The organism is Accumulibacter sp. (genome assembly GCF_032229525.1).
Classification (GTDB): domain Bacteria; phylum Pseudomonadota; class Gammaproteobacteria; order Burkholderiales; family Rhodocyclaceae; genus Accumulibacter.
In genome coordinates this window covers 1-24,555 of record NZ_JAVTWB010000267.1, presented here as the reverse complement: position 1 = coordinate 24,555, position 24,555 = coordinate 1, and the positions used below count along the sequence as shown (strand labels likewise).

At 58.9% G+C, this 24,555-nt stretch carries 21 protein-coding genes; 5 read left to right on the top strand and 16 right to left on the bottom strand.

The features are described from left to right. The 3 genes from RUW20_RS20980 to fghA form a co-directional block, all read left to right on the top strand. Positions 1 to 420, top strand: a 420-nt coding sequence (locus tag RUW20_RS20980) for a DUF1178 family protein (protein WP_313954161.1), incomplete at its 5' end; no start/stop codon positions are given. A 139-nt stretch (positions 421 to 559) separates the two neighbouring features. Then, on the top strand, positions 560 to 1,672 hold the full coding sequence (locus RUW20_RS20975) for an S-(hydroxymethyl)glutathione dehydrogenase/class III alcohol dehydrogenase (RefSeq protein WP_313954160.1): 1,113 nt from the start codon (positions 560 to 562) through the stop codon (positions 1,670 to 1,672). A 24-nt stretch (positions 1,673 to 1,696) separates the two neighbouring features. Further along, entirely contained in the window at positions 1,697 to 2,536 is an 840-nt protein-coding gene (gene fghA, locus RUW20_RS20970; RefSeq protein WP_313954159.1) for an S-formylglutathione hydrolase, read from the top strand. A gap of 16 nt (positions 2,537 to 2,552) precedes the next feature. Here fghA and RUW20_RS20965 read toward each other — a convergent pair whose 3' ends face one another. From RUW20_RS20965 to uvrB, 12 genes are all read right to left on the bottom strand, one after another. Further along, positions 2,553 to 4,472, bottom strand: a complete 1,920-nt coding sequence (locus tag RUW20_RS20965) for a diguanylate cyclase (protein ID WP_313954158.1) — start codon at positions 4,470 to 4,472, stop codon at positions 2,553 to 2,555. A gap of 317 nt (positions 4,473 to 4,789) precedes the next feature. Next, positions 4,790 to 5,209, bottom strand: coding sequence for a GtrA family protein (locus RUW20_RS20955; RefSeq protein WP_313954157.1), 420 nt, complete (start codon positions 5,207 to 5,209; stop codon positions 4,790 to 4,792). Positions 5,210 to 5,222: 13 nt separating this feature from the next. Then, positions 5,223 to 6,521, bottom strand: a complete 1,299-nt coding sequence (locus tag RUW20_RS20950) for an NAD(P)/FAD-dependent oxidoreductase (RefSeq protein WP_313954156.1) — start codon at positions 6,519 to 6,521, stop codon at positions 5,223 to 5,225. A 1-nt stretch (position 6,522) separates the two neighbouring features. Then, a complete protein-coding gene (locus RUW20_RS20945; RefSeq protein ID WP_313954155.1) occupies positions 6,523 to 7,452 on the bottom strand; it encodes an NAD-dependent epimerase/dehydratase family protein in 930 nt (309 codons plus the stop codon). Between the two features lie 12 nt (positions 7,453 to 7,464). Beyond that, positions 7,465 to 9,135, bottom strand: coding sequence for a hypothetical protein (locus RUW20_RS20940; RefSeq protein ID WP_313954154.1), 1,671 nt, complete (start codon positions 9,133 to 9,135; stop codon positions 7,465 to 7,467). Further along, a complete protein-coding gene (locus tag RUW20_RS20935) occupies positions 9,135 to 10,142 on the bottom strand; it encodes an ISAs1 family transposase (RefSeq protein ID WP_313954163.1) in 1,008 nt (335 codons plus the stop codon). Before RUW20_RS20935 ends, RUW20_RS20940 begins: the two co-directional genes overlap by 1 nt. A gap of 318 nt (positions 10,143 to 10,460) precedes the next feature. Then, positions 10,461 to 12,203, bottom strand: a complete 1,743-nt coding sequence (locus RUW20_RS20930) for a hypothetical protein (RefSeq protein ID WP_313954153.1) — start codon at positions 12,201 to 12,203, stop codon at positions 10,461 to 10,463. Between the two features lies 1 nt (position 12,204). Further along, complete coding sequence (locus tag RUW20_RS20925) at positions 12,205 to 12,948, bottom strand: SDR family NAD(P)-dependent oxidoreductase (protein WP_313954162.1); 744 nt, start codon at positions 12,946 to 12,948, stop codon at positions 12,205 to 12,207. A gap of 6 nt (positions 12,949 to 12,954) precedes the next feature. Further along, positions 12,955 to 14,250, bottom strand: coding sequence for an FAD-binding oxidoreductase (locus RUW20_RS20920; RefSeq protein WP_313954152.1), 1,296 nt, complete (start codon positions 14,248 to 14,250; stop codon positions 12,955 to 12,957). Next, positions 14,244 to 15,713 carry a UbiA family prenyltransferase gene (locus tag RUW20_RS20915; protein ID WP_409559395.1) on the bottom strand — a complete coding sequence of 490 codons (1,470 nt, stop codon included), beginning with the start codon at positions 15,711 to 15,713 and terminating at the stop codon, positions 14,244 to 14,246. The genes RUW20_RS20920 and RUW20_RS20915 overlap by 7 nt, the downstream gene beginning before the upstream one ends. After that, positions 15,710 to 15,973 carry a hypothetical protein gene (locus RUW20_RS20910; protein WP_313954150.1) on the bottom strand — a complete coding sequence of 88 codons (264 nt, stop codon included), beginning with the start codon at positions 15,971 to 15,973 and terminating at the stop codon, positions 15,710 to 15,712. The genes RUW20_RS20915 and RUW20_RS20910 overlap by 4 nt, the downstream gene beginning before the upstream one ends. A 348-nt stretch (positions 15,974 to 16,321) precedes the next feature. After that, positions 16,322 to 18,403, bottom strand: coding sequence for an excinuclease ABC subunit UvrB (gene uvrB, locus RUW20_RS20905; RefSeq protein WP_313954149.1), 2,082 nt, complete (start codon positions 18,401 to 18,403; stop codon positions 16,322 to 16,324). Between the two features lie 185 nt (positions 18,404 to 18,588). Between uvrB and RUW20_RS20900 the strand changes: the two genes are divergently transcribed. Beyond that, a complete protein-coding gene (locus tag RUW20_RS20900) occupies positions 18,589 to 19,791 on the top strand; it encodes an amino acid aminotransferase (RefSeq protein ID WP_313954148.1) in 1,203 nt (400 codons plus the stop codon). Positions 19,792 to 19,911: 120 nt separating this feature from the next. Here the strand turns inward: RUW20_RS20900 and RUW20_RS20895 are convergent, their stop codons facing one another. After that, positions 19,912 to 21,765 (bottom strand): hypothetical protein, encoded by a 1,854-nt coding sequence (locus tag RUW20_RS20895; RefSeq protein ID WP_313954147.1) that lies wholly within the window; start codon positions 21,763 to 21,765, stop codon positions 19,912 to 19,914. 332 nt (positions 21,766 to 22,097) lie between these two features. On the opposite strand from RUW20_RS20895, the gene RUW20_RS20890 reads away from it, so the two are divergent. Next, positions 22,098 to 22,433 carry a hypothetical protein gene (locus RUW20_RS20890; RefSeq protein ID WP_313954146.1) on the top strand — a complete coding sequence of 112 codons (336 nt, stop codon included), beginning with the start codon at positions 22,098 to 22,100 and terminating at the stop codon, positions 22,431 to 22,433. 126 nt (positions 22,434 to 22,559) lie between these two features. On the opposite strand, the gene RUW20_RS20885 is transcribed toward RUW20_RS20890, so the two are convergent. From RUW20_RS20885 to RUW20_RS20875, 3 genes are all read right to left on the bottom strand, one after another. Then, complete coding sequence (locus RUW20_RS20885; RefSeq protein ID WP_313954145.1) at positions 22,560 to 23,051, bottom strand: DUF1499 domain-containing protein; 492 nt, start codon at positions 23,049 to 23,051, stop codon at positions 22,560 to 22,562. A 130-nt stretch (positions 23,052 to 23,181) separates the two neighbouring features. Further along, on the bottom strand, positions 23,182 to 23,769 hold the full coding sequence (locus tag RUW20_RS20880) for a CHRD domain-containing protein (RefSeq protein WP_313954144.1): 588 nt from the start codon (positions 23,767 to 23,769) through the stop codon (positions 23,182 to 23,184). Between the two features lie 553 nt (positions 23,770 to 24,322). After that, the coding region (locus tag RUW20_RS20875; protein WP_313954143.1) for a formate dehydrogenase accessory sulfurtransferase FdhD at positions 24,323 to 24,555 on the bottom strand (233 nt) is incomplete at its 5' end.

The window sequence follows — 24,555 nt, the reverse complement described above, 5'->3', positions numbered from 1 at the left end:
CACGACCATCGTTTCGAAGGCTGGTTCCAGTCCCGGCAGGATTTCGATCGTCAGTTGTCAGGTGGGCTTGTTGCTTGTCCCGAGTGCGGTTCGCTGACAACCCGTCGGGTGCCGTCGGCGCTTCATCTGGCCAGTACCACGCAGGTATCGACGCCGGTTCCGACGCCGGTACCAAAATTGTCAGCGATCGACGCGCGTGCAGGCGCAATGGCCACCTATCGGCAACTGACGACCCTGCTGCTGTCGAATTGCGAAGATGTTGGTGCCCGTTTTGCCGAAGAGGCGAGAAAGATTCACTATCTGGAAGCGCCCCAGCGATCGATCCGGGGCGAGGCCAGCGACGAGGACTACGAGGCGTTGCGCGATGAGGGTGTCGAAGTGCTTCGCTTGCCGCGACTGAAGGTGAAAGATCTGCATTGATGGCCGGCCACTCGGCGATCCACCGTCGGGCAAATAGTGCCTGTCCGTGCCGCTTGCGGACCTGTCGAGCGTCGTCAGACAGCGGGGGCACAATAAGGGCAGGCGGCCACCTGTCGCAACAACTTTCGAGGAATCAGCGATGATCAAAGCACGCGCCGCCGTTGCCTGGGCTGCAGGGCAGCCACTGGAAATCACCGAAGTCGATGTCGAGGCTCCTCGGCACGGCGAAGTCCTGGTGCGCATCGTTGCCACCGGCGTTTGTCATACCGATGCCTTCACGCTTTCCGGCGCCGATCCGGAAGGCGTTTTCCCGAGCATCCTCGGTCATGAAGGTGGCGGCATCGTCGAGGCTGTCGGGTCAGGCGTGACCTCGGTAGGGGTCGGCGATCACGTGATCCCGCTGTACACGCCCGAGTGCCGGCAGTGCAGGTTCTGCACCTCCGGCAAGACCAATCTCTGTCAGGCGATTCGCGCCACCCAGGGCAAGGGGCTGATGCCGGACGGCAGCAGCCGCTTCTCGCACAATGGCAAGCCGATCTTTCACTACATGGGCACCTCAACCTTCTCCGAATACACCGTGCTGCCGGAAATCTCGCTGGCCAGGATTGCCAGGGATGCGCCGCTGGAGAAGGTCTGCCTGCTCGGTTGCGGTGTGACCACCGGCATCGGTGCGGTGGTCAATACGGCCAAGGTCGAGCCCGGGGCGACGGTGGCCATTTTCGGCCTCGGCGGCATCGGGCTGTCAGCGGTGATCGGTGCGGTGATGGCCAAGGCCGGGCGAATCATTGCGCTGGACACCAATCCGGGCAAATTCGCCATCGCCAGGCAACTCGGCGCGACCGACTGCGTCAATCCGGCCGATTACGATCGCCCAATCCAGGAAGTGATCGTCGACATGACCGACGGTGGCGTCGATTATTCGTTCGAGTGCATCGGCAACGTCAAGGTGATGCGCGCGGCGCTCGAGTGCTGCCACAAGGGCTGGGGTGAATCGGTGATCATCGGGGTCGCCGGCGCTGGCGAAGAGATCTCCACCCGACCGTTCCAGTTGGTGACCGGCCGGGTGTGGCGGGGTTCGGCGTTCGGCGGCGTGCGTGGCCGCACGGAGCTGCCCGGCTATGTCGAGCGCGCCCAGCGCGGCGAGATTCCGCTCGACACCTTTATTACCCACACCATGGGACTTGAGGACATCAACCACGCTTTCGAGCTGATGCACGAAGGCAAGAGTATCCGCTCGGTGATTCGCTTCTAACCGGCGATGACGCGAACTTCCGCCATGCTCGAAGAGATCGCCGCCAATCGCTGTTTCGGCGGCTGGCACAGGCGTTATCGTCATTACTCGGAGAGCCTGCGCTGCGAGATGGTGTTTGCCGTGTATCTGCCACCGCAAGTGGAGGATGGCAAGGTGCCGGCCCTGTACTGGCTATCGGGGCTGACCTGCAGCGACGAGAATTTCATGCAGAAGGCTGGCGCCATGCGCGTGGCCGCCGAACTCGGGATGGCCATCGTCGCCCCCGATACCAGCCCGCGCGGTGAACACGTGCCAGGCGACCCGGATGGCGCCTGGGATTTCGGTCTCGGCGCCGGCTTCTACGTAAACGCCACCGAGCAACCGTGGGCCGAGCACTACCGGATGCACGACTATGTGGTGTTCGAGCTGCCCGAACTGATCGAACAGTGCCTGCCGGTCAACGGGCGGCGTGGTGTCAGCGGTCATTCGATGGGTGGTCACGGTGCGCTGGTCTGTGCCCTGCGCAACCCTGGCGCCTACCGCTCGCTGTCTGCTTTCGCGCCCATCAGCCACGCCACCGACAGTCCCTGGGGGCAGAAGGCCCTGGCGCAATATCTCGGGGAAGACCGTGCGGCATGGAAAGACTGGGATGCCTGTGAACTGATTGCCGGGGCTCGCGAACGGCTACCCCTGCTGGTCGATCAAGGCGAGGCCGACCGCTTTCTGGTCGAGCAGCTGAAGCCGGAACTGTTGCGCAAGGCGTGTTCAGCCGCTGGCCATCCGCTTGATCTGCGTCTGCAGCCGGGCTACGATCACAGCTACTACTTCATCGCCAGCTTCATTGCCGACCACCTGCGCCATCACGCCGCGGCGCTGCTTGCGTGACCCGGTCTGCGCTTTCTCACTTGCCGACGACGACGCAGTTGCGGCCGCTGTTCTTCGCCTGGTAGAGCGCCGCGTCGGCAGCCTGGATCAGATCCTGGCTGGTCCGTTCGGCGCCATTCCGGTGCGCCACGCCGATGCTCGCGGTGACCGGTATCGATCGGCCCTCCCAGACGAAGTCGTATCTTTCGATCAACGTGCGGATCCGCTCGGCGATCTGAGCTGCCGTGTGCGCATTGGCGTTGGGCAGAACGGCCGCGAACTCCTCGCCGCCATAGCGAAAGACGAGGTCTTCGCCGCGCGATGTGCGCTTGAGCAGGTCCGCGAGCTGCCGCAGGACGGCATCTCCTGCGGGGTGCCCGTAGGTGTCGTTGATGTGCTTGAAGTGGTCGATGTCGAGCAGCAGGGACGCCATCGGCAGGGCGTTGGACCGTGCGAACGCCCATTCGGAGGCCAGGAAATCAAGGCCGAGGCGACGGTTGGGGAGTTGCGTCAGGGTATCCGTCAGCGCTTCATGCAGCAAGCGCTTGTGGGCGACCGCAAATTCGTCGGTCGAGCGCATGATGCCACGGCGCTCGCGCTGGATCTCTTCCCGCAGCAGCAGCATGCGCGTCGCGGTATTGAGCCGGACACGCAGGGTCTGGATGGTCAGCGGTTTGGCGAGAACGTCGTCGGCCCCGGCATCGATTGCCTCGAGAACGTGGCTCTCGCTTTCCGGAGAAGCGAGGAGAAGCGCATAGGCTTCCTGGCCAGCGGGTGTCTGACGAAGGGTGCGGCAGAAGTCGGCCGGCTTTAGCCCGGGCATGGCCATGTCGGCGATGACGATCTGGGCTGGCTGGCGTAAGGCCTGGGTCAGACTTTCGGCGTCGCTGTCGACCAGCACCGGCAAATGACCCAGGCTTTCGATCTGCTGCATCAGGGTCGGGAGTTCTGCCATGGGGATGCCCAGTAGCTGGACATGCAGGCGTGGCGACGTGCTCTTGCTGCTCTGTTCCGGACTGGCGGTGCTGACGCGTCGGGTGGGGGGACTGGCGGCCAGCATCTCGGCGAAGGGCGGCACATCCTGGGTGCGAACCTGCAGCATTGCGCCCCACTCGCGCCAGCGGCGCACCATGCGGTCGACCACTTCATTCAGGGCATCGCCGCTGATACCCAGTCGTGCGGCACGGGTCAGCAGGCGGGGCAGCAGGCTCCAGCGCGACTCTTCATCGGCCATGCAGACCTCGGCCAGGGAGCGGGCAAAATTCAGCGACTGAGTCAGCGTCTGTAAGCGTGAGCCATCTGGCAGTCCGGCCACGTCAGGCTGCTCGTGATGGTAGGCGGCCTGGATCAGCATCTCGGGCAGACCCCATTCGGCCAGCATCGTCGCGCCCAGTTGACGGTGGTTCATGTCGAAGCGTTCGTCTTCGAGAGCTTCCAGGTCCTGCGGCGCCGCCTGTACGCGGATCAGGACGATAGCGTATTCATCGGGATACAGCGAGGCCATCGCCAGTTCGCCGACACGGGTCAGCAGGCCGATGGTGAAGATGTCCTCGCTCGAAATCTGCGCGAAATGAGCGATTTCCTGGCAGGCGATGGCAGTGGCTAGCGAATGGCCCCAGAAAGCCCCGTAATCGAACTCCGAGCACTGGCCCGTCTTGTGGCTGTGCATCACCGAGAGGCCGATCACCAAATCCCGCACCCGGAACGATCCGAGGGCGACGATGGCGCGCTGCAAGGAGACGATAGGCCGCGTCCGGCCGAAAGCGGCGGCGTTGGCGAACTTGAGCAGGCGGCCGGCAATTGCCGGGTCCGACTGGACCAGTTGCACCAGGTCCGAGACCCGGAAATCGTCCCGTCGCAAGAGCTTGATGATCGAAAAGGCGACGCCTTTCGGCGACGGCAGCGTGCCCGTCGCTTTCATCGAATGGTAGCGATCGGGGTCGACGAAGCTGATCAAGGAAGTCTGATGTCCGACATGTGCGGGCGATTATGCTACAAAACCCGTGCTGCTGCGGCCCGGGGCCTGGGTAGCAGGGCAATCGCATGAATCCTCTACAAGACCCAGCAGTTCAGCACGGAAGGAATCGGACGCAGCGGCGATCCGGCGCTGCACCTGAGGCCACCCTTGCGCTTGACCGGGGCAAGGCGGAGGAGATTCAGGACGAACTGCCGCAGGACAGCCCAATTTTGCGTAGCATCAGGCAAAACTGGTAGCGTGAGATCCACCCTTTGGCAGACGAAAGACCGAGGAAATCTCACAAAACAAACAGGTGCTTACTTCGATTGCTTGGTCAAAGTTCCGGCTAATCGGAAAGTGAAAAACTTGTGCCCAAAATAGCTCGTTACTACCGGCACCAACACGCCAACCAGATGCGCCAGCGCCTCGGCTTGCTCGACGATGCCGAATGAAGGCAGCAACCAGTGGGCCAGCACCAAGCTGATGACCAGGGTCTGCAGGACGGCCACTACGTTGACGCCGACAAACTTCACAATCTGCGGCGCCAGAGGCGAGCTCTGCGCATCGAACACATGCCCGCGCATCAGTAGAAATGCGACCAGCATCCCCACCAGATAGGCAATGATGACCGCGAAGGCATAATCGAGAACCATGCTGAATATAAAGCGGGAGCCAAAGTTGGCTCCCGCAGCGATCCCGCCGGCTACCAGGAATCGCAGAAACTCAGGTGTCAGCACCTGAGTATCGCGCTCATGCCTCGCCACTCGCGGCTGCCAGTTTGGCCATCGCCCGCCCGAACCCGATACTCTCCGATATGCCCCGATCTTCCGGGTAGTAATACGAAGTGTCCGCCACCCACAAGCCCTGAATCGGCAAAGCGACAGGTGGCAATTTTTCCAGATAGCCCGGATCACAGATTGGCTGGGCATAGCGGTAACGGCTGGCTCGGATATCGATGAAATCGTCATCAGTCAGGGCCGGATTGATCTTCTTCAGATAGCGCCGCACCTTGTTCAAGAAAGTTTCATCCGGCTCAGCAAACATCGGGTGTTCGCCGGGCACGTAGAACGGCACGTACACCACATGCTGATCCAGCGGACGCAGGTTCGTGTATTCCACCAGCCCCGGCATATCCATTTCCGGATCGTTAGTGTTCAACCAGAAGTTTTCAGTCACAGACTTTTTAAGCTTGGCGATGACGCAAACAACAGCAATATTCTTGACCGCCCTGAACTTGGCCAGTATATCAGCAGGCAGATCCGGCATGATTCGCGGCACGTAGGGCAGGGGAAGCGTACTGACCACCTTGTCGAAACGCTCAAGCTGTCCGGAAATCTGCAGCCCAACAACCTTGCCGCTCTCGATGACCAGCTTCTCGACTGGCGATTTCAGGCGAATCTCAGCGCCGCGCGCCTCGATTGCAGCTTTCAATGCTTTCAACAAGGTACTGGAACCACCGTCCAGATAACCCAATTTTTCACGGGACAAACTATAGCGAGAGCGCCCGATACGCCGGATTCGGCTCCAGATCCATGCTGCCGACAAACCCTTGGCGTAATCGTAGAACTTGTAATCGAACAGGCGGCGCCACAACACTTCCCATGCTTCGTCGCCCACCCAGCGCCGTATCCAGCCGGAGGCCTCGACTTTGTCCAGCGGCCGCCAGTCGTTGCGCCTGGTCGAGAGAAAAGCATGCAAGCCATAACGGAACTTCGCAACAATGCCCAAGCCACGAAACTTGAGTAGGGCCATCGGGTTGCCCCAAGGCTGCAAGCGCCCCTGGAACCAGTAGCCCATCCTGGTCTCCACCCAGCGCATCCGGTCGGCAATACCCAACTCTTCAAGTATCTGCAAAAAGGCATGGTCGGAAATGCAATGGAAATGGTAGTAACGCTCGATTTCCAAGCCGCCGAAGTCGAACGTCGCGGTCATTCCACCAACCCGGTCATCCGCCTCGAACAGCACCGGCTGATGTCCATCCAGTGCCAACTGATAAGCCACTGCCAGGCCCATCGGGCCAGCCCCCAGAACCGCAATTCGCTGCCCCATCTCAGAACTCCAGCACGACACCGCTGTAGCGCGGGTCGTTAAAGGTTTCATTTACCGCCGCTTTGAACGGCGTGTAGGGCACGCCGAAAATGCCTGGCCAGTCGATCACCTCGAACTCGTCCTTGGCGGTCAAGGCGGCCAACTGCTGCGTGGTAAAGGGCGGGTTCTTGTCAAACAAGCTCCAAACCCAGAGCAGTGCGTAGAAAAGCGAAAACGGGATGCGCAGAATGATCGTTCCAGCGCGCGTCGCACGTTTTATCTCTCGGATCATGTCGATGTAATCCACCTTCTCGTGCCCGGAGATGTTGTAGATACCGTCAGGAATGCGGTTCTCGATGCAACTGATAATAATGTTCACAAAATCGCCAACATAGAGCGGCTGGCGCATGTAGCGCCCATGACCGGGGATTGGGAAAACTGGCACCTTCTTCATGAAGCGCGACAACCATCCGAGATGCTTGCGGTCGAACCAGCCGAACATCAGAGTCGGACGCAAGACCGGACAGGGAATGCCACTCTCCAGCACCATCTCTTCCTGATCTTTCTTGCTGTTGGTATAGAAGTCATCGGCGACCGACTCAACCACCGAGGAACTGATGTGTACCAGATACGGTACGTTGTTGGCACTAATCTGTGCCAGAATTAAACGCGTCGAATCGATGTTGTTGCGCACGAAATCCTGATACTCGTTGCCGCCGATCTGCGCTTGCAGCATCACAACCACATCAGCACCGGCGAAATGACGCTGCCAGTCACCCGGTTCGGCGAGGTCGGCATATTCTACGGTGATGTCTGGCTGAACCTGTTTGAGCACAGCAAGATTGGCACGGTGCTTGTCGAGTACAACGATATGCGAATAACCCTTGGATTTTAGGCGGGCGACAAGATTTTGGCCTACGAGGCCGGCGCCACCGGGCAACAGAAGTTTCAAAAGAATTCCTTTTCAATTTGCAATCGCAACAGCAGACCACTCACCTAAGCTTTGTCCTCGATCCTCTATAACAATTGTAAATTCTGCAGGCAGAGTTGAATTCGAAAATAGTAATGAGGCCCACTCTGTCGATACTGGTAACTCAGACAAATACTCATTCTCGTGGCCAACAACGCGTACCGTCTGCGCCAATCCTCCAGGGCCTGAGCGATAGAATACATGATCTCCCCGCCTAAGTTTGAGCTCAATTATTCCAACATCCGCATCTGCGTCCTTAAACGTTCCAATAATTCTACATCCACGAATGCTGGACTTTTGATAATCGGCGCCTGTGATTGATGACCGCCTCAAGCTGACCGCATTGTCAGAGCAATCTAGTGAATCGGGGTGAACCGTATTAATGACGAACGGGTAGGAAGGATGGTCTCGACCCGTCCTGCTCCTATAGAAAATATCAGCGGTTAGAAGTGATTTACACAAGGCACCATTCATATCCAATGACCAGGCGGATGACTTGTTTCCGTCAAATTGAATAGGCAATCTATAATGCTCGAATAATTGACAGCTCTCGACATGAGCCTTCCATTTTAAATCATCATGACTTCTCGACCATGCGGGTAAAGAATTAAGTGCCATCAAAACTACGACAGCAGTCGACAAGCTGCCAAGAAATATCGAACGCTTAATAAATACAATCTGTATCAGAAACCAATATATCAAAACAAAAGGAAAATAGAAGTAGCGCGGCCCTGCGAAGCGCGGATGGAGAATTGACGGGTCAACTCGCGCTATAGACAAGGCAACAGAACCCAATAAGAGATAAAATAAAAGCCAAAAAAATATGTTACGTTTGTTGTTCAATAATGCAGTGAGAAAAAGCGATAAGAGAAAAAAACCGCAAATCCACAATATATATTTATTAGCCGTGAAATTGAAGGCCAAGGCGCCGCCGAAGAAAGTTGGTATTACTCCTAAAGCAATGGCGTCAAGTGAGGGAGGGCTTCCAGCAGAGGCGCTCAGGACATAATAAAGCTGAACAAAAGCAATCGCTGTTCCGGAGATGGCGATTGTCCATTCTATTCTTTTTCGCCAAAATAATAATAGACGAAAATAAAAAGCCGGAAGAGCCAGAAAAATTATTGGGGACGACAACCCGCCTAAAAGCAGAAAAATTATCCGCAAGGCTGAGTGTTCTGAGTTTTCATCCCAAAGGACAAGCAAAAACAGCAAGAGCGATGCCCACCAAAACGTGTACAACGGCAATCCGAACACTTCAGGATCAGAAGGGATAAAGAAGATCGCAATTGCACAAAAATACTTTCCCGAGAGGTGTGTTGGCGAGAATGCTACAGCCAATCCAATTATTATAATAAAAGCAAATGATATGGCAGTTGAAAGAAGTGGATATTCATAAAAAGTTAACGACAACGAGATGCCGGTAATCAATTTTGGCACCAATATCAAATAGCCATTCACCGGGTCTATAAGCGACAGCCATCCTTCGTTAAGGAAGGATGGAATATTTCCAACATTCCCTCCCGGTGTGACACTAACACCATCTTCGTCCCAAACCTGAGGCGAGAATAGTTGTGCTCCACGCCTCGATAAAAGGAGCAAAAAGAAGAACAAGGATAAGGCCCATGCGTTCGCTTTTAACGGAAGAGTTTTCATATTGAAAAACATTAAATAGACATCGTCGAATAGATTGCACAGGGGTCGATCGACACAGGGCTCCTGCACTCGGATGCCATCTCTTTGACAGTCCGTGCATGTTCACGGAGATCGTAATTCCAAGGAGGTGCTTTGCGCTTCAGAGGTAAGGTGGCTCTGGCCTTGTGGGTCATATCCAGGCGGATGATGCTGAGCACGATCTTCTTCAGGAGCGAGAGGTTCTGCGGCGCGTTGTTCTTGCGGAGGGTGCTGCCATCCTCACCGAAGCTGACGTCGAGGATCGAATGAAGCCGGTTTTCCACGCCCCAGTGCGCGCGCGCGGCTACCGCCCGTTGTTCAGCAGTCAAAGCGCGCGAGCTGATGGTGTAACGCCGCCCGAGGTCCGACTGTTTGTCAGCCACCTGGCGCAGAGAGTCGATACGGCCGATGGTCTTGCTCTCGGACCAATCAGCGGGATTCACGATCCCTTGCGCAGGCAGGACCGAGGCGATCTGCCCAACCAGCTGACCATGACCCTGTTGGACCTCGCGTTGACGATCGACGCCTTCGGCTTGGTGCTGGTCGATGAACGCCGTCTCGATGGCCTGCAGCAGCGTCGGTTGATTGCCTTTGTCCGCCAGCCGGTAGTCGCCACCCGAGTCCGTGGCGAAGGCGCTGAGCATGTGGATGGTGGTCTCGCCAGCACTGCCCGACCCGCGCACCGTCTTGCCATCGACGGCAATGGTGCCGCGCAAGGCGCCGACAATGCAGCACACCCAGCGCCGAAAGGCACTTTCGAATTGCTTCGGGTCGCGGACTCGAAAAACTCGGAGAAAGGTCTCTTCCGAGGGGATGCCGTTGGTGAGCACGAGAAATTTGCGTAACCACGTCTCCTTCGCCCGGCCCCAGAGCGCGATGTATTCGACCATGTCGCAATCCGACAGTACCACCGCAACGGCAACCATCAGCATCTCCAGAAAGTCATGCAGCGTCCCGTTGCTCGGCTTGCGCGGGTCGTCAAGGTCGCTCAAGCAGTTCATCAGCGTCGCTCCGTTGCTCAAAGTCATTTCGGTCGCCCAAAAAGACGAGAGTAGACCTGATTCCAGCGCAGTTTACAAGCTGTTGGCATGGCACCGTGAATGTTAACGACTTTCCCCCGGTTCATGCCATGTCATCCGCGTGCGGAAGGCCTGGAGCGGAGCGGTACAGCAGACGATCATCTCGTTTCAGTCGCCATGCTATAGCGCCAGTATCCGTATCGAATTGGATGGGACTCCCCAGGACTGCCAGCCCATCCCAGACGTAAAGGCTGGGATTGCTCCCGGTGCACTGATTACCTTGCAAGCCACTGCCGGAAGCTACGTCACATGTTCCGGTTTCACACTGCTCAATGCACGAGAAGAACTTACTGGAAGAGGGATGGGCAATGTGCATTTCGACTCCGGATCGAAGAGTTTGGCTGGAATGCCTTCACCATTTGTCAGGAAATAGCCCTTGAAACCGGCGTTAACCGCAACAGAACTTACTGCAGCAACCACATCAGGTCTGGGTTGCCCGAGCAATGCGTAGCCAACGATTGCACCATCGCCATCCACTATCCAAAGGGACCGGGGTACGGCTTTCTTTTTCGGATCGAAGAACCAGCCATTTATGCGCACATATTGACTGTCCCCGTCGACCCGCTCGATACCATCGACATGGCCTTGGCAAACGCGTCCTGAGGAAGGCAACTTTGGCAGATGTTCGCCGATCTGTTCGCGGACGTCCTTGACCAATGGATTGCCAAAGATGGAGATATTTTTCGCGGAAGGAATTTTTGCCAAAGACAAAGCCCACTCGGCCGATGGAAAAACCTGCCCTATCTGTGCCTGATCCTTTATGCCCAGTTCAAGGGCAAGTGCAGCTACGCTTCGTTCAAACAAGACAGAGGTTTGAGGTTGCAGGGCCTTAAGCTGTAGAGGCAACAAGGCAAAACCAGACAGCAGCATGGGTGCCCAGAGTTTCCATCGATGTGGATCGACCAAACGCACAACTTTTGGCGCGAGGAGCACGAAAAGTGCTGCCCACGCCATGAGGGCCGGGGTCATGTAGCGGCTAGATAGTGCTTGATCCAAGCCAAGGAACAACCTGCCGCCTGCTGTCCCCAGCGCTGTTCCACCAACGTAGAGAATGAACACTAGTAGTGCCAATGGCAGTGACGATTGACGGATCTTTCGTAGCGACTGCCATGAAAGATAGGCGGAACAAACCACCAAGAAGGCTCCGGCAGCCTGCGCGACCATGAGTGCACCAGCCCCACCGTCGATAACGTGGAAAAATGGACCGCCGATATAGAGCAGTACGTAACGCACCAATCCGAAGGGATTGGTTTTCAAGGTAGTGATGAGCAACGAGCCGTACCCTGCGGGGGTTTGGTAATTGTAGAAATATGCCACCAAACCCAAGCCGGACAACACGGCCAAAATCGCCACCCGCCTCCAACCAAGTCGAGTAATGCCTGCGTACGCGGTCATCAATGGCAATGCCAAAACTCCGTTGGCCATACTCCCCAACGACAGCACGCCAAAAAAACACGCTGCGACAAAACTATTATGTCCGTGCTCACCCTGGTCTACCGCCTTGTGCAGCAGGAAGAACGCAGAGAGCGGCAACAGTTGGGCCAGGATGAACTGGCTCTGAAAGCCCCACGTCAGGTTATTCTCCTGGGACCACGAGCTAAGCCAAATTACAAGGAACAGACCGACAAAACGGTAGGGTCTAGGGCAATCTTCTTTCAGCGCAAGCCAGAATACAAGGCAAACCAACCCGAGCAGAAGATAGTTGACCACGAGCAGGAACCAGCCAGCCCCATCAAACCATGCGAGATCAATCGAGAACAGCAGGCGGGCGAGAACAATCCGGTGTTCGTTATGCTGAGCCCACCAGGCAGACCAGTCGCCAGAGCCAATTTTGACGAAAAACCCGAGATAGCCGTCCCACATGTCCCAGAACGGCACCGGCGAATAGGCACGAAACGCCCCGGCAATGGCCAAGCCCCAAAAAATCAGTGCACCGAAGAAAAAAACCACAAAGACTCTGTCGTTTCTGATTTCCTCAGACAACTTAAATATCCATCTTGTTGAAGACAAACCTCGGCAAATGCCGAACGATCATCATGATCAAAGCCCACTTGCCGGGCGCGTAAATGACCGGCTTGCCTTGTGCGACACCATCGACAACCCTCTGCGCGACATCACCAACATCCGCCAACTTTGCACCCTGCGCCTTCAAATGCGCCGTCATCGGCGTATCTGTCGGGCCCGGCTTGATCAGAACGACCTTTACGTTCGTTGCGGCAAGCCGGTGCTGCAACCCTTGGGCATAACGCGTTACCAAACCCTTGGCAGCGCCATAGACATAGTTTGATTTGCGACCGCGATCCCCGGCTACCGAACCGATTATGGCCAAAGTTCCGCGGTCCGCCAGCTGCATTGGCCCGGCGAAGGCCTCTGCAAAAAGCACCGGTGAAACGCCGTTGACTGCGAGCGCTGCCTCACATGCCCTCAAGTCTTTCTGGCAAATCATTTGATCGGGCAATGATCCATGCGCAATCAGCACGATGTCCGGCACACCCTCGGCATTGACAGCATCTGCCCAGTCCTTTATGCGCAAGGGGTCGATAAAATCAGTAAACTGTATGGCAATTTTCGATTGCGGACTACGAACCCGCAAATCCTGCGCCAGCCGTTCGGACTTTGCCTGATCACGCCCGACCAGGATCAGCTCTATTGGTGACTCCTGAATCCACAATCGGGCACAATGCTCGGCGATAGCCGATGTGGCCCCCACGATGACTATTTTTTTCAGCACAATTCAACTTTCAATCAAGCGGCGCGACATTGCGGAACTAATGCCGGGGTCACGATATTGCAAAAATTCATTGAGTCGCGGATAGCCGGATTTATACAGTTCGCTCGGCATACGTGCATCCTTGGCCGGGTAGAGACGCCCGCCGGCTTCGCGCACGGCTGCGTCCAGGCGGGCAAACAGCACATGCGTGCGTTCCCCATGGTTGGGAAAGTCCAGTGCCAAGGTGACACCTGGCTGCGGGAAGCTCATCATCCCGATTGACTGGCGGTTGCCGAAGGTTTTGAGCACGGCCAGAAACGAGCCATCTCCCGAGCGCGCGATCTCGTTGAGCATCGCCCCAACCGCTTCCTGCCCGACCGCACGTGGTACCACGCACTGATATTGGTAGAACCCGCGTGGGCCGTAGATACGGTTCCACTCCAGAAGATTGTCCAAGGGGTAGAAGAACGGTTCGTAATGAACCCGTAGATTCCCCCGTTTGAGTGCCTGCATGTGGTAGTAGGCAAAGTTGAACGGTCGCAAGGTCAGACGATTGACCAGAGAAATTGGCGGTACCAGTGGTACCGTTTTTCTTCCTGGTTTCGGCTGAGGGCCATCATCGGCATCGACATGATTGCCGCGCATGAAAATGCCGCGCCCGCCGCCGTGCGAAATGCAATCGATCCACGCGACGGTATGCTCCCATTCTGCTTCGGACTCATCGGCCAGCTCAAAGAAGGCGTCGAGGTTCGCATATGGGAGATTCTCGGCTTCCAGCCACGGGCCCGCGACCCGCCGCAATTGAATCTGGGCTTGGGATATCACGCCGGTCAGCCCCATGCCGCCGACCGTTGCCGCAAACCAGTCCGCATCGTTCGTTGGCCCGCAATCGATCACTTCACCATCGGTGCGCAACAGTCGCAAAGCGAGCACGTGATCGCCAAACGAACCCATGACGTGATGATTTTTACCATGAACATCATTGGCGATGGCGCCACCGAGCGTAATCAGTTGCGTACCCGGCGTGACCGGCAGCATCCAGCCACGCGGAACCAGCGTTTGCTGGATATCGCTCAGCAGGAGACCCGCTTCGCACTCAAGCACGCCGGTTTCATCATCGAAGGCGATAAAGTGGTCGAGCCCCCTGGTTGCCCATAGCACGCCGCCGGGGTTTAGGCAGACATCGCCATAGCTGCGGCCATTACCATAAGCCAAGCCAAACTTTTCAGGGATAGCTGCTGGCAGCCGGGTTCTGTCAGTAAGTGGCACGATGGAATGCTGAAGAGCGCCCAGGCGCCCCCAGGACGAAACCGCTACCATGGCCAGGCAACCGTTCCGATGGCGAGGAACAGCGCGAACAGCACGCCTGCCAACAAGCTGGCCTTGTTCTTGACCGCGAAGATCAGGGGGTCGTCATGCATTTCCCCACGGTGCGCGCGTAGCCACACCCAGCTGATCCAGAACAGCATGACCGGCACATTGGCCCAGACCCAATGCGGATTCCGATACAAGCGCAAGACGTCTTCGCTGTTGAGGTACAGCGCCAGCACCAGAACGGACGAAAATCCGGCTGCCACCCCCAGCATCTGTACCAGAGGAGCGTCAGCGGTCAAATAGCCCCGGCCATGCGCCTTATGTTTGCCGTGCAACAACTGTACCTGCAACTCCGCAAAGCGTTTGACGAAAGCCAGGGACAAGAAAAGAAATACGGAAAAGGCCAGCAACCAGAACGACAGGGCCATGCCCATTGCCGCAGCGCCGGCGACGATGCGCAAGGTATACAACATGGCCAGGGTCAGGCAGTCGACCAGGACAAGTTGCTTGAGTTTGAGCGAATACAGACAGGTCACCGCGAAATAGGCAACCAGCCAAGCCAAAAAGGCTGAGCCGACCTGGGCAGAAACGAGCAGACTCGCCAGCAGCAGTATCGGCGCCAGCAAGACTCCTTGCCACACGGGTACCGCACCGGCCGCAAACGGGCGCTTGCTTTTGCGCGGATGCTGACGGTCGCTATCCAGGTCGAGCAGGTCATTGGCGATATAGACGGAGGATGCGCAGAGGCTGAAGGCGATGAAAGCCAGAAGCAGCGTCAGCCACGCTTCGCCATCGGCCACGCGATGTGCCGCCAACAGCGGCACGAACAGCAAGGCGTTCTTAAGCCACTGATGAACACGCAGCAGCTTGCACCAAACGACGAAGCCGGATTTAGATCCCTCGAAGACCTGCTCCACCTCTGCACAGGCTTCGGCAGCGCTTTGTAGTTGGCCGGATGCATTGACGACAATCGCCCGCCGCGCATGCCCCCAGACCACGAGGTCCGTTGCGGAATTGCCTGCGTAATCAAAACCACGCTCACCAAAACGCTCGACCAAGGCTTTGGCCTTGTTTGCACCGGCGAGATTGAGCACGCCATCACTGGCCATCACTTCATCGAAAACCCCCAAATGGGCGGCAATGGGTGCAGCAACCGAATTGTCAGAGGCGGTACAGAGGATCAATCGACGGCCTTGGCTGTGTTGTTGGCGCAGCCAGTCAACGAAAGCAAGGTTGTAGGGCAAAGATGCAGGATCGAACTCGGCGCGCACGGCAATTCGCTGCTTGAGCTTGGCCTTGCCGCGAAGCAGCCAGCAGGGAAGGCGTAAAGCCGCAAGGGGATCAACTTTGACGAGGCCAAGAACGGTCTCATGTAGCATGTCAGAGTGGATTAAGGTGCCATCTAGATCAACGCACAGGGGTTGTTTGCTATCGTTCTCTGCATTGCTTGGATCGAGGTTTAAGCTCAACGATGCCATAAAAGATGAACGGCAAACGATGAAGCGAACAAAGCGAGGCCTGCTTTCGCTTTGGCTTCCATAAAGCTGAAGTCCCCGGTATCGCCCTTACGGAATTTGTAGCAGCGCAGGGTTGGTTGGGCGGCAGAATTCTCGAGATTGTCGGCGTTTGTGAGCGTGCCGAGCTTGATGACGAGTTCATTGACTTTGGTCCGCCAAGCGACAAAAGAATTGCTGCCGAAAATCCTGTCCGCGACCGAAACTGGAATCATGTTAACTCGCCCACCCCGCCGACAAAGAACGACTGATTGTATCGCAAAGCACAATAGCATTGATCAGCCGGCACTTGCTTTCTGCGCGCATGGAAAACTCCGAAAAGAACAGAAAACTAAGAAAACTGCACAAATAAGGGGGGGGGCTGTGAACAGCCCATCTTCGCAACCAACTGACCGTAAAAGACTTTTCCATGGGGGCGCGACGTTGGCATTGATGCGATTGCCCTGCTCGGCAGCGCTGCCTGAAAGCGCGGTGATGGTGAACGCAGAGGTCGGCGAGGCCGGGCAGCCTGTCCGGCGAAGTGGCTTACGCCGGAGCTCTTGCCTTCACCATCATCGAGCGCGCTATGAGGGCGCGATGTTCGGCGCCGAGCCACTGATGCCGAACACCTGTTTGCGTATGCGGAACAGCTCGTCGCGTGCGGCAGCCGCTTTCTCGAACTCGAGGTTCCTGGCGTGCTCGAGCATGTCCTTTTCGAGGCGTTTGATTTCTCGTGCCAGTTGCTTCTCGCTCATTGCTTCGTAGTTGGCTTGTTGCTGGGTGGCCTTCAGTTCGCGCCGTGCGTCGTCGATGTCGTAGACGCCGTCGATGATGTCGGTGATGCGCTTGCTGACGCCCTTCGGGACGATGCCGTGTTCTTCATTGAAGGCGATCTGCTTGAGCCGTCGCCTTTCGGTTTCGGCGATGGCGCGGCTCATCGAGCCGGTGACCTTGTCGGCGTAGAGAATGGCGGTGCCATTGATGTGCCGGGCGGCGCGGCCGATGGTCTGGATCAGCGAGCGCTCCGAGCGCAGGAAGCCTTCCTTGTCGGCGTCGAGAATTGCGACCAGCGAGACTTCCGGAATGTCGAGTCCTTCGCGCAGCAGGTTGATCCCCACCACCACGTCGAACTTGCCGAGGCGCAGGTCGCGAATAATTTCAACCCGCTCGACAGTGTCGATGTCCGAGTGCAGATAGCGCACGCGTACGTCGTGCTCGCCGAGGTATTCGGTCAGATCCTCGGCCATGCGCTTGGTCAGCGTGGTTACCAGGACACGCTCGCCACGCGCCACGCGCAGGCCGATCTCCGACAGCAGGTCGTCGACCTGTGTCGAGGCCGGGCGGATGATCAGCACCGGATCGACCAGGCCGGTCGGGCGAACAAGCTGCTCGACCACCTGACCCTGGTGGATCCGTTCGTACTCGGCAGGTGTCGCCGAGACAAAGACGGTTTGCCGCAGCAGGGTCTCGTACTCCTCGAACTTGAGCGGCCGGTTGTCGAGCGCCGAGGTGAGGCGGAAGCCGTAGTTGACCAGGTTCTCCTTGCGTGAGCGGTCGCCCTTGTACATGCCGCCGACTTGCGGAATCGAGACGTGCGATTCGTCGATGAACATCAGCGCGTCGGCCGGCAGGTAGTCGATCAGCGTCGGTGGCGGCTCGCCGGGTTGGCGCCCCGAGAGATGCCGCGAATAGTTTTCGATGCCCTTGCAGAAGCCGAGCTGGTCGAGCATTTCGAGATCGAAACGCGTGCGCTGCTCGATGCGCTGCGCTTCGACCAGACGACCTTCGGCGTGGAAAAAAGCAGTGCGTTCGGTCAGTTCGCGCTTGATCGCCTCGATCGCCCGCAGGACCGTCTCCCGCGGCGTCACGTAGTGCGACGAGGGAAAGACGGTGAAGCGCTTCAGGCGGCCTTGCAGGTGGCCGGTCAGCGGGTCGAAGAGCTGCAGGCCGTCGATCTCGTCGTCGAACAGCGAGATGCGGATCGCCTGCTCGGCGTGCTCGGCCGGGAAAACGTCGATGATGTCGCCGCGAACGCGAAATACGCCGCGGTGGAAGTCGGTCTCGTTGCGCTCGTACTGCATCGCGACCAGGCGCTTGATGATTTCGCGTTGATCGATGCGATCGCCGACGCGCATGGTCAGGATCATCTTGCGGTATTCGTCACGGTCGCCGATGCCGTAGATACACGAGACGGTGGCGACGATTACGCAATCGCGGCGTTCGATCAGGCTCTTGGTTGCCGACAGACGCATTTGCTCGATGTGCTCGTTGATCGACGAGTCCTTCTCGATGAACAGGTCGCGCGCCGGCACATAGGCCTCCGGCTGGTAGTAATCGTAGTAGGAGACGAAATACTCGACGGCGTTGTCGGGAAAGAACTCGCGGAACTCGGCATAGAGTTGCGCTGCCAGCGTCTTGTTCGGTGCCAGGACCAGGGCCGGGCGGCCACTGCGGGCGATGACGTTGGCCATGGTGTAGGTTTTGCCCGAGCCGGTGACGCCGAGCAGGGTCTGGAACGACAGGCCGTCGGTCAGTCCTTCGAGCAATTGCTCGATCGCCGCCGGCTGGTCGCCGGCCGGCAGGAAGGGCTGATGGAGGCGGAAGGGGCTGCCCTCGAAGGTGACAACGGGGTGTTTTTTTTCAGGCGAATGGACGACGGCTGTCATGCTAGAATTTTACGTTGTTTCAGGATCGGCCGGCGCCGTGCGCAACGCTCGATCGATCTGTCTGCAAGGCAACTTTTCACCCGATGGTTCGTTTTTCCCCGACAGACCACGCCAACCCTGAGCCGCAGCCGCGTGCCGGCGTGGACGTGACGTACCCCAGCAACTGCCCAACCTAGGAAACATCGATGACCGCCTCGCTCTTCGCCGCCGTTGAAATGGCTCCCCGCGACCCGATTCTCGGCCTCACCGAATCATTCAACGCCGACACCCGTTCGACCAAGGTCAACCTCGGCGTTGGCGTGTATTTCGACGATAACGGCAAGATACCGCTGCTGGCGGCCGTCAAGGCGGCCGAGAAGGCGCGTCTCGAAGCGATGCCGCCGCGCGGCTACCAACCGATCGATGGTCTTGCTGCTTACAACCAGATTGTCCAGAAGCTGCTGTTTGGCGCCGATTCGGCCCTGCTCGAAGCTGGCCAGGTAGCCACCATCGAAGCTCTCGGTGGCACCGGCGCATTGAAGGTGGGTGCCGATTACCTGCGCCGACTGCTGCCCGAGGCGAAGGTTTTTATCAGCGACCCGAGCTGGGAGAACCACCGCGCCATCTTCGAATATGCCGGTTTCGAGGTGGACTCTTATCCCTACTACGACGCGCTCAGCCGTGGCGTCGATTTCGCCGCGATGTCGAGCGGATTGAACGCCTTGCCGGCGGGTTCGATCGTTGTCCTGCACGCCTGTTGCCATAACCCGACCGGTGCCGATCTGAACGAAGCGCAGTGGCGCGAAGTGGTCGAGACGATCCGTGCCCGCGGTCTGGTGGCCTTCCTCGACATGGCGTACCAGGGCTTCGCCGACGGGATCAAGGAAGACGCGCAGGTGCTGCAGTTGTTTTCTGCATCGGGCCTGCAGTTCTTCGTCGCCAGCTCGTTTTCCAAGTCGTTCTCACTTTATGGCGAGCGTGTCGGCGCCCTGTCGGTGGTGACCGCCAACCGCGATGAAACCGCTCGCGTGATGTCACAGATCAAGCGGTTGGTCCGCGCCAACTACTCGAACCCGCCGACCCATGGCGGGGCAATTGTCGCGGCGGTGCTGGCCAGCGCCGAGCTGCGCCAGATGTGGGAGGCCGAACTCGCCGAGATGCGGCAGCGAATCCTGGCCATGCGCGTGAGCCTGGTCGACAAGCTGCAGGGCAGGGGAGTGAGCACGGATTTTTCTTTCGTCACCAGGCAGCGCGGCATGTTCTCCTACACCGGCCTGGACGTGGCGCAGGTCGACCGCATGCGTGACGAGTTCGGCATCTACGCGGTGAGCACCGGTCGGATCTGTCTGGCGGCGCTGAACACGCGCAACATCGACTACGTGGCTGACGCCATCGCAGCTGTCCTCTAACGGATTGCGTTCGCTGATTGGTAGGCCGGCAAGGTCGGCCTACCAATCAGCCGTGTACCGCTTTCAGCTGCTGCGCGCGGTTGGGTAACTTTCCGCTGCCGGTTGGTGCCTTGGGAGCGTCTACCGGGTTTGCAGCTGAGGGGTCTTGAGTGAGCCGGTGATCATGATTGGCATCGCCGAATGATCGGCCCGACCACGCATCTGGACATCCATCCGGCCTCGCAATTGCAGGTCACGACTTACGTCGATCTGACCGGTGGACAGCATCAAGCCGGCATTCAGCACGAGTCGGGAGAATTGGAAACCTTCGGGCGTCACTTTGATCGTGCCAGACAGTTCCTCAAAGCGGGTGGCACCGCCCAGCGTGGCAGGGGTGACGGAAACTCTGCGCACCGCCTCGGGAAGGTCGATGCCGCCAAGGCTGCCCCGACTGATCGTGAAATCTCCGTCGGCGCGGACCGCGAGAAGCATGTCGGCCCACGTTTGCGAGTTTGCCGAAAATTTCAGCTTGCCGGTGGTATCACCTTCGAACTGCCCGCCGATCCCTAGCGCCTCGCCGAATCGTTTCGCAGTGATCCGCTCGAAAACAAGCTCGCCAGCCATTGCCAACGGCGCGCCCGCGCGCAAGATGGCGGCACCGCGTACGGCGCCATCGAAGAGTCGCGCCTCGAAGCTGTCGATGACAAAGACAGGGCCGTCGACCTCGCCTTTCAGGCTGAAGGAGTCCAGGCGATACAGCGAACTCGGCGACGGGCGCCAGGCAAGGCCTTCAAGCGTGACCGCCACCCGGTTGGCGATCGGTTTGGCATCGAACTGCAGGCTGCGGTCCTGCGACTGCAGCGAGACGGACTGCAAGAGCCCGTCCGGGGACAGTTCGACCACACCGCTCAAATCGTCCAGACCGAGACCGGCGAAGGTGACGTCGGCGTTGGCGATAGCGACCTGCGGCATGCTGGCGCCGGCGGCGTCACGACTTGCAGACTCGAGCATTCGCGACAGGCTGGCGATGGTCTGCGCCGACAAGCTGATGTCGCTCAACTCTATTGCGTGGAAGAGAACCGTCGACGAGAGCAGACTAGAGACGACCGGCCGGAGGCGTAGTTCAGCGATGCGCGTTTCGTTCCCGTTAGCGCCGTCTTTCAGGCGTACGTCGCCGAGCAACAGGCCGGGCTTGGGGTAGAAGGTAACGCGCATCTCTTGCACCGTGGCGCTCTGTCCGCTCCTCTCCGCTAATGCGGCTTCCACTGCGGGCAAATAACGCGCGTACGGGAAGAGCAGCGCGACCAGCACGACGACAACGCCCAGCGCTAGCACGCCCAGCATGACGGCCATCGGCCAGGCCAGATGAAAACGCTGGTCGCCACGTCGTATCGGTTCGAGATCCCGGATCGGTTCGAGATCCTGTAGCGGTTCGAGGTCCGCTTGGTCGTGCGCGGTGGTGCGCCCCAACATCGCTTTCAGGCGAGCAAGAAGAGATTGGGTGATGAATGGTGGGGCAAGTTGCGCTGGCTCGGTCTCTTCTCTGGCCTGGAATACCGTGCGGGAGTCCGGCTGGGCCGGCGGCGGAGCTGGTGTAGAGGAGTCCAGCGAAAGTGAAGCGGGTGAGGGCTCCACGGGCGGGGTGGTGCTTTCCCGGTTGGGCTGGACGGGGAGGCTCAGCGGTGCTTCGCCAATGGGTGGCGCCGGGCGGGCTGGCGCTGCTTCCTCTTTGTCGCCAAAGGTGGAGAACTCGGACACCGGCTGCTGCATCGTGCTTGCCTTGAGCCGCTGGGCCAGCAGGATGCGGCGAGTCCACACCGAGTCCTCGTCGGCCCGCCGCTCGATGAAGCCCTCGTTCTCGAGTTCGACCAGGGCGTTCTGGGTCAGCTCTGCATTGCCCGTCTTGCTGCACAACTGGGCCACGGTAGCGTTTCCGTCGACCAGAATGAGTACCATCCGGAGGTTTCTCTGGACGACCAGAGTCCTCTGTAGCATGGCCTTTTCGCCGGACTCGGTCTTGGCGTATATCAGCTCGGGGTCGATCGGCTCAGGGTCCATTCTCTCAGCGGCGCAGTGGTGGCAAGGAGTACGGTTGTGCGATTTTCCTGCAAGTTCGCATTGTGCACCTTGTTGGAGCGCGGGAGAAGCCGAGGATGCAGGGCAATCCCATCAATCTTGCAGATGACCCAAGAATATACCGCCGGAGGAATCGCAGGTGGCGGCGATCCGCCGCTGGACCTTCAGCCCGCCCTGGCGCTTTGAGCTTCCCCTGAAATTTCGTCTGCCAAGGGTGACCTGGAATTGACGTCAGTTGTGGAAGGTGAGGAATGACGATAGCGAAACCGGCCTGCACGGTCGAGTTCAAGGAGCTGGCGGTCCATCGGATCAAGGGCGGGCAAAGTGTCGGTGCGGTCGGCAGGGAACTCAAGCTGAGCGATCAGACCGTGCGCAACCGGGTCAAGGCGGCAGGAGAAGGAAAGCTGAACGGCGCTGGCGGCAGGGCGGTAACGCCAGAGGAAATGGACTTATCGATACTGCGTGCCGAGAATCTCCGACTCAAACGGGAGAATGAAATCCGAAAAAAAAAAGCGACGGCGTACTGCGCAAGGGATGTTCTGTGCAGTGCGTCTGGCTTGCCGAGCAGAGGGAGACATTTCCCCTGACCAAAATGTGTGACGTGCTGAAGGTCAGGGTCAGCAGCTATCGGGCGTGGAAGCGTGGCGGGGTGCCCGGTCAGTTGCTTGCTTTGGTGACGCCGATGACTGGCTGGCACCACCTTGTGTGTTCTGTCACAAGCCCGCGAGTCGCTCACGAAGCGCTTCCACGCGCCGGCGATTGACGCCGAAATCGCTTCGCCCGATGCGCGATGACGATCGCACCTGAATCACGCCATCTGCCGGGTCGAACCAGAATTCGACGTCGTCAACGAACTTCAGCAGGCGCGACGTGTACTGCACGTAGAGGTAGTCGGCGCGGCTCTCGATGATGGTGGCGCCCGGCTCGGTCTGCATCAGCGTCTTGAGCCTGGCGATAGTGGCCGCTCCGTCGCCGCGCAGCGCTAGTGGTGCGATCTCGGCGTACTCGCGCTGGGGATGGCCCGGCCACAGCCGGGCCTGGCTGCTGACGCTGTTCCGCGTCTCGGATGGGCGCCCGAGCTTCCCGTCGCGTACCCCCAGGTCGCCCAGTGGCGTGCCCGAGAGCAGGCCCGCCTGGCCGGCGCTCCACAGCAGCGCGGCGAGTACGGCCGCGCCGATTCCAAGCCACTTCAGGAAAGGAGGCATTTCGACGTCTTTCCGGATCGTTGCGATTGGCTCAGGGCGGCTGCGATCAGGGTCCCGCCGCTTGCCGCTCTTTCGAGCTTGGCAAAAAGAAAACCTCGTCGAGGCGGGGTCTTCGTCGGGGCTGTCAAGCCTACTGCGTCTGGCGGCGGCTGAATCCGAGTCCGGTCAGCGCAAGACCGACGAGGGCCAGGCTGACGGGCTCCGGAACCGCAAGGAAACCGCGAATCTCGCCGCCGCCAAACGTCGTTGTATGGATGTTGAGATACGCTTCACCAGTCGACAGGCCGGCTAACAAGGCCGCTTCTGCTGTTGCTGTTGTTCCCCCATGAGCCGTGACGAAAGCGGGGTTCCACGAAGTGGCCATGGTCAGGTCGAAAGTGGCATCGTAGGTGCCGCCCGTTACCCCAGACGGAAAACCGGGGAAAGTTGGCACGGGCGTCGCCACCCCGGCTGTCCCGGTGAAAGGAGCTGACGTGCAGCAGTGGATGTGCGCGGCGGTCACGGTTCCTGTCAGGCCAGAAAACGTCGCCTCTACGCGCATGGTATTCAGCGCGTCATCAATGGTGACAATTGCACTTCCAACTCCCAGCGATGCATTTGGGGGGCTCTCATTCACTCCGCTGAGAGCGGTGTGGTAGGTGATGATCGTGGCGTGAGCGAGCGGCGCGGCGACGAGTAGCGCTGCTGTCATGGCGAGAACGCATAATGAACGTTTCATAGTAGCCCCTGTGGTTCTTGACCGCGTTTGAATTAGTGGATGCAGCAACCCTCGGCGCTTGCAGCTTCGCCAACGGCGATTATCGGAAAGCACGAATCGAGCCAGTAATCTTCGGTCGTATTGATTCAATGGCTTGGGAATATCTGGCAATGTCCATTTAGGCGAGGCTGTCAATTTTTTCGACAGTCCTTCCCCTTTCGTACCAGCCCCGCGAGGGGCCGCCTGGCGCTGGCGCGTTTAACGGGTCAAGGTCGTAGACGGTTGTGCGGGAGAGGGGCGGGCCTGCCGGGGAGGGCGCAGACAGAGACGGCAGCGACGCTGCGAGGGACCAGCGCGGGGAAAGGTGGGGCCGGCAGCGGGACCAGCCAGCCGGATCGATTTGGGCAACGGCCGTGGTCTGGTGGCGTTTACTGCCGCCCGAATCCCTGCGGTCTTGCTCGAGTGCGGGTCGCATCGTGCCTGGTGTTCGACCACCGAATGGCGGGCAGGCGCCATGCCGTGGGCTGGATAGCCACGCGGACCACCGGTGCCCGAGCTCTCGTTCTCGTATTCATCATCCGCGGCTATCGCTGCTGGTTAGATTTGCGAGATCGAGGTCGTAGAGCAGGCGTTCGCCACCCGCCAGAACGATGAAGCGCTGGCCCTTGGCGCGTCCGATCAGCGTCAGCCCGGCGCGGCGGGCGAGGTCCACGCCCCAGGCCGTGAAGCCCGAGCGCGAGACCAGGATCGGGATCTCCATCTGCACGGTCTTGATCACCATTTCGCTGGTCAGCCGGCCGGTGGTGT

Coding starts and splice junctions, on each gene's coding strand:
- RUW20_RS20975 (WP_313954160.1), top strand. CDS start 560: ATGATCAAAGCACGCGCCGCCGTTGCCTGGGCTGCAGGGCAGCCACTG.
- fghA (WP_313954159.1), top strand. CDS start 1,697: ATGCTCGAAGAGATCGCCGCCAATCGCTGTTTCGGCGGCTGGCACAGG.
- RUW20_RS20950 (WP_313954156.1), bottom strand. CDS start 6,521: ATGGGGCAGCGAATTGCGGTTCTGGGGGCTGGCCCGATGGGCCTGGCA.
- RUW20_RS20940 (WP_313954154.1), bottom strand. CDS start 9,135: ATGTTTTTCAATATGAAAACTCTTCCGTTAAAAGCGAACGCATGGGCC.
- RUW20_RS20935 (WP_313954163.1), bottom strand. CDS start 10,142: ATGAACTGCTTGAGCGACCTTGACGACCCGCGCAAGCCGAGCAACGGG.
- RUW20_RS20920 (WP_313954152.1), bottom strand. CDS start 14,250: ATGGTAGCGGTTTCGTCCTGGGGGCGCCTGGGCGCTCTTCAGCATTCC.
- RUW20_RS20910 (WP_313954150.1), bottom strand. CDS start 15,973: ATGATTCCAGTTTCGGTCGCGGACAGGATTTTCGGCAGCAATTCTTTT.
- uvrB (WP_313954149.1), bottom strand. CDS start 18,403: ATGACAGCCGTCGTCCATTCGCCTGAAAAAAAACACCCCGTTGTCACC.
- RUW20_RS20900 (WP_313954148.1), top strand. CDS start 18,589: ATGACCGCCTCGCTCTTCGCCGCCGTTGAAATGGCTCCCCGCGACCCG.
- RUW20_RS20895 (WP_313954147.1), bottom strand. CDS start 21,765: ATGCTACAGAGGACTCTGGTCGTCCAGAGAAACCTCCGGATGGTACTC.
- RUW20_RS20890 (WP_313954146.1), top strand. CDS start 22,098: ATGACGATAGCGAAACCGGCCTGCACGGTCGAGTTCAAGGAGCTGGCG.
- RUW20_RS20885 (WP_313954145.1), bottom strand. CDS start 23,051: ATGCCTCCTTTCCTGAAGTGGCTTGGAATCGGCGCGGCCGTACTCGCC.
- RUW20_RS20880 (WP_313954144.1), bottom strand. CDS start 23,769: ATGAAACGTTCATTATGCGTTCTCGCCATGACAGCAGCGCTACTCGTC.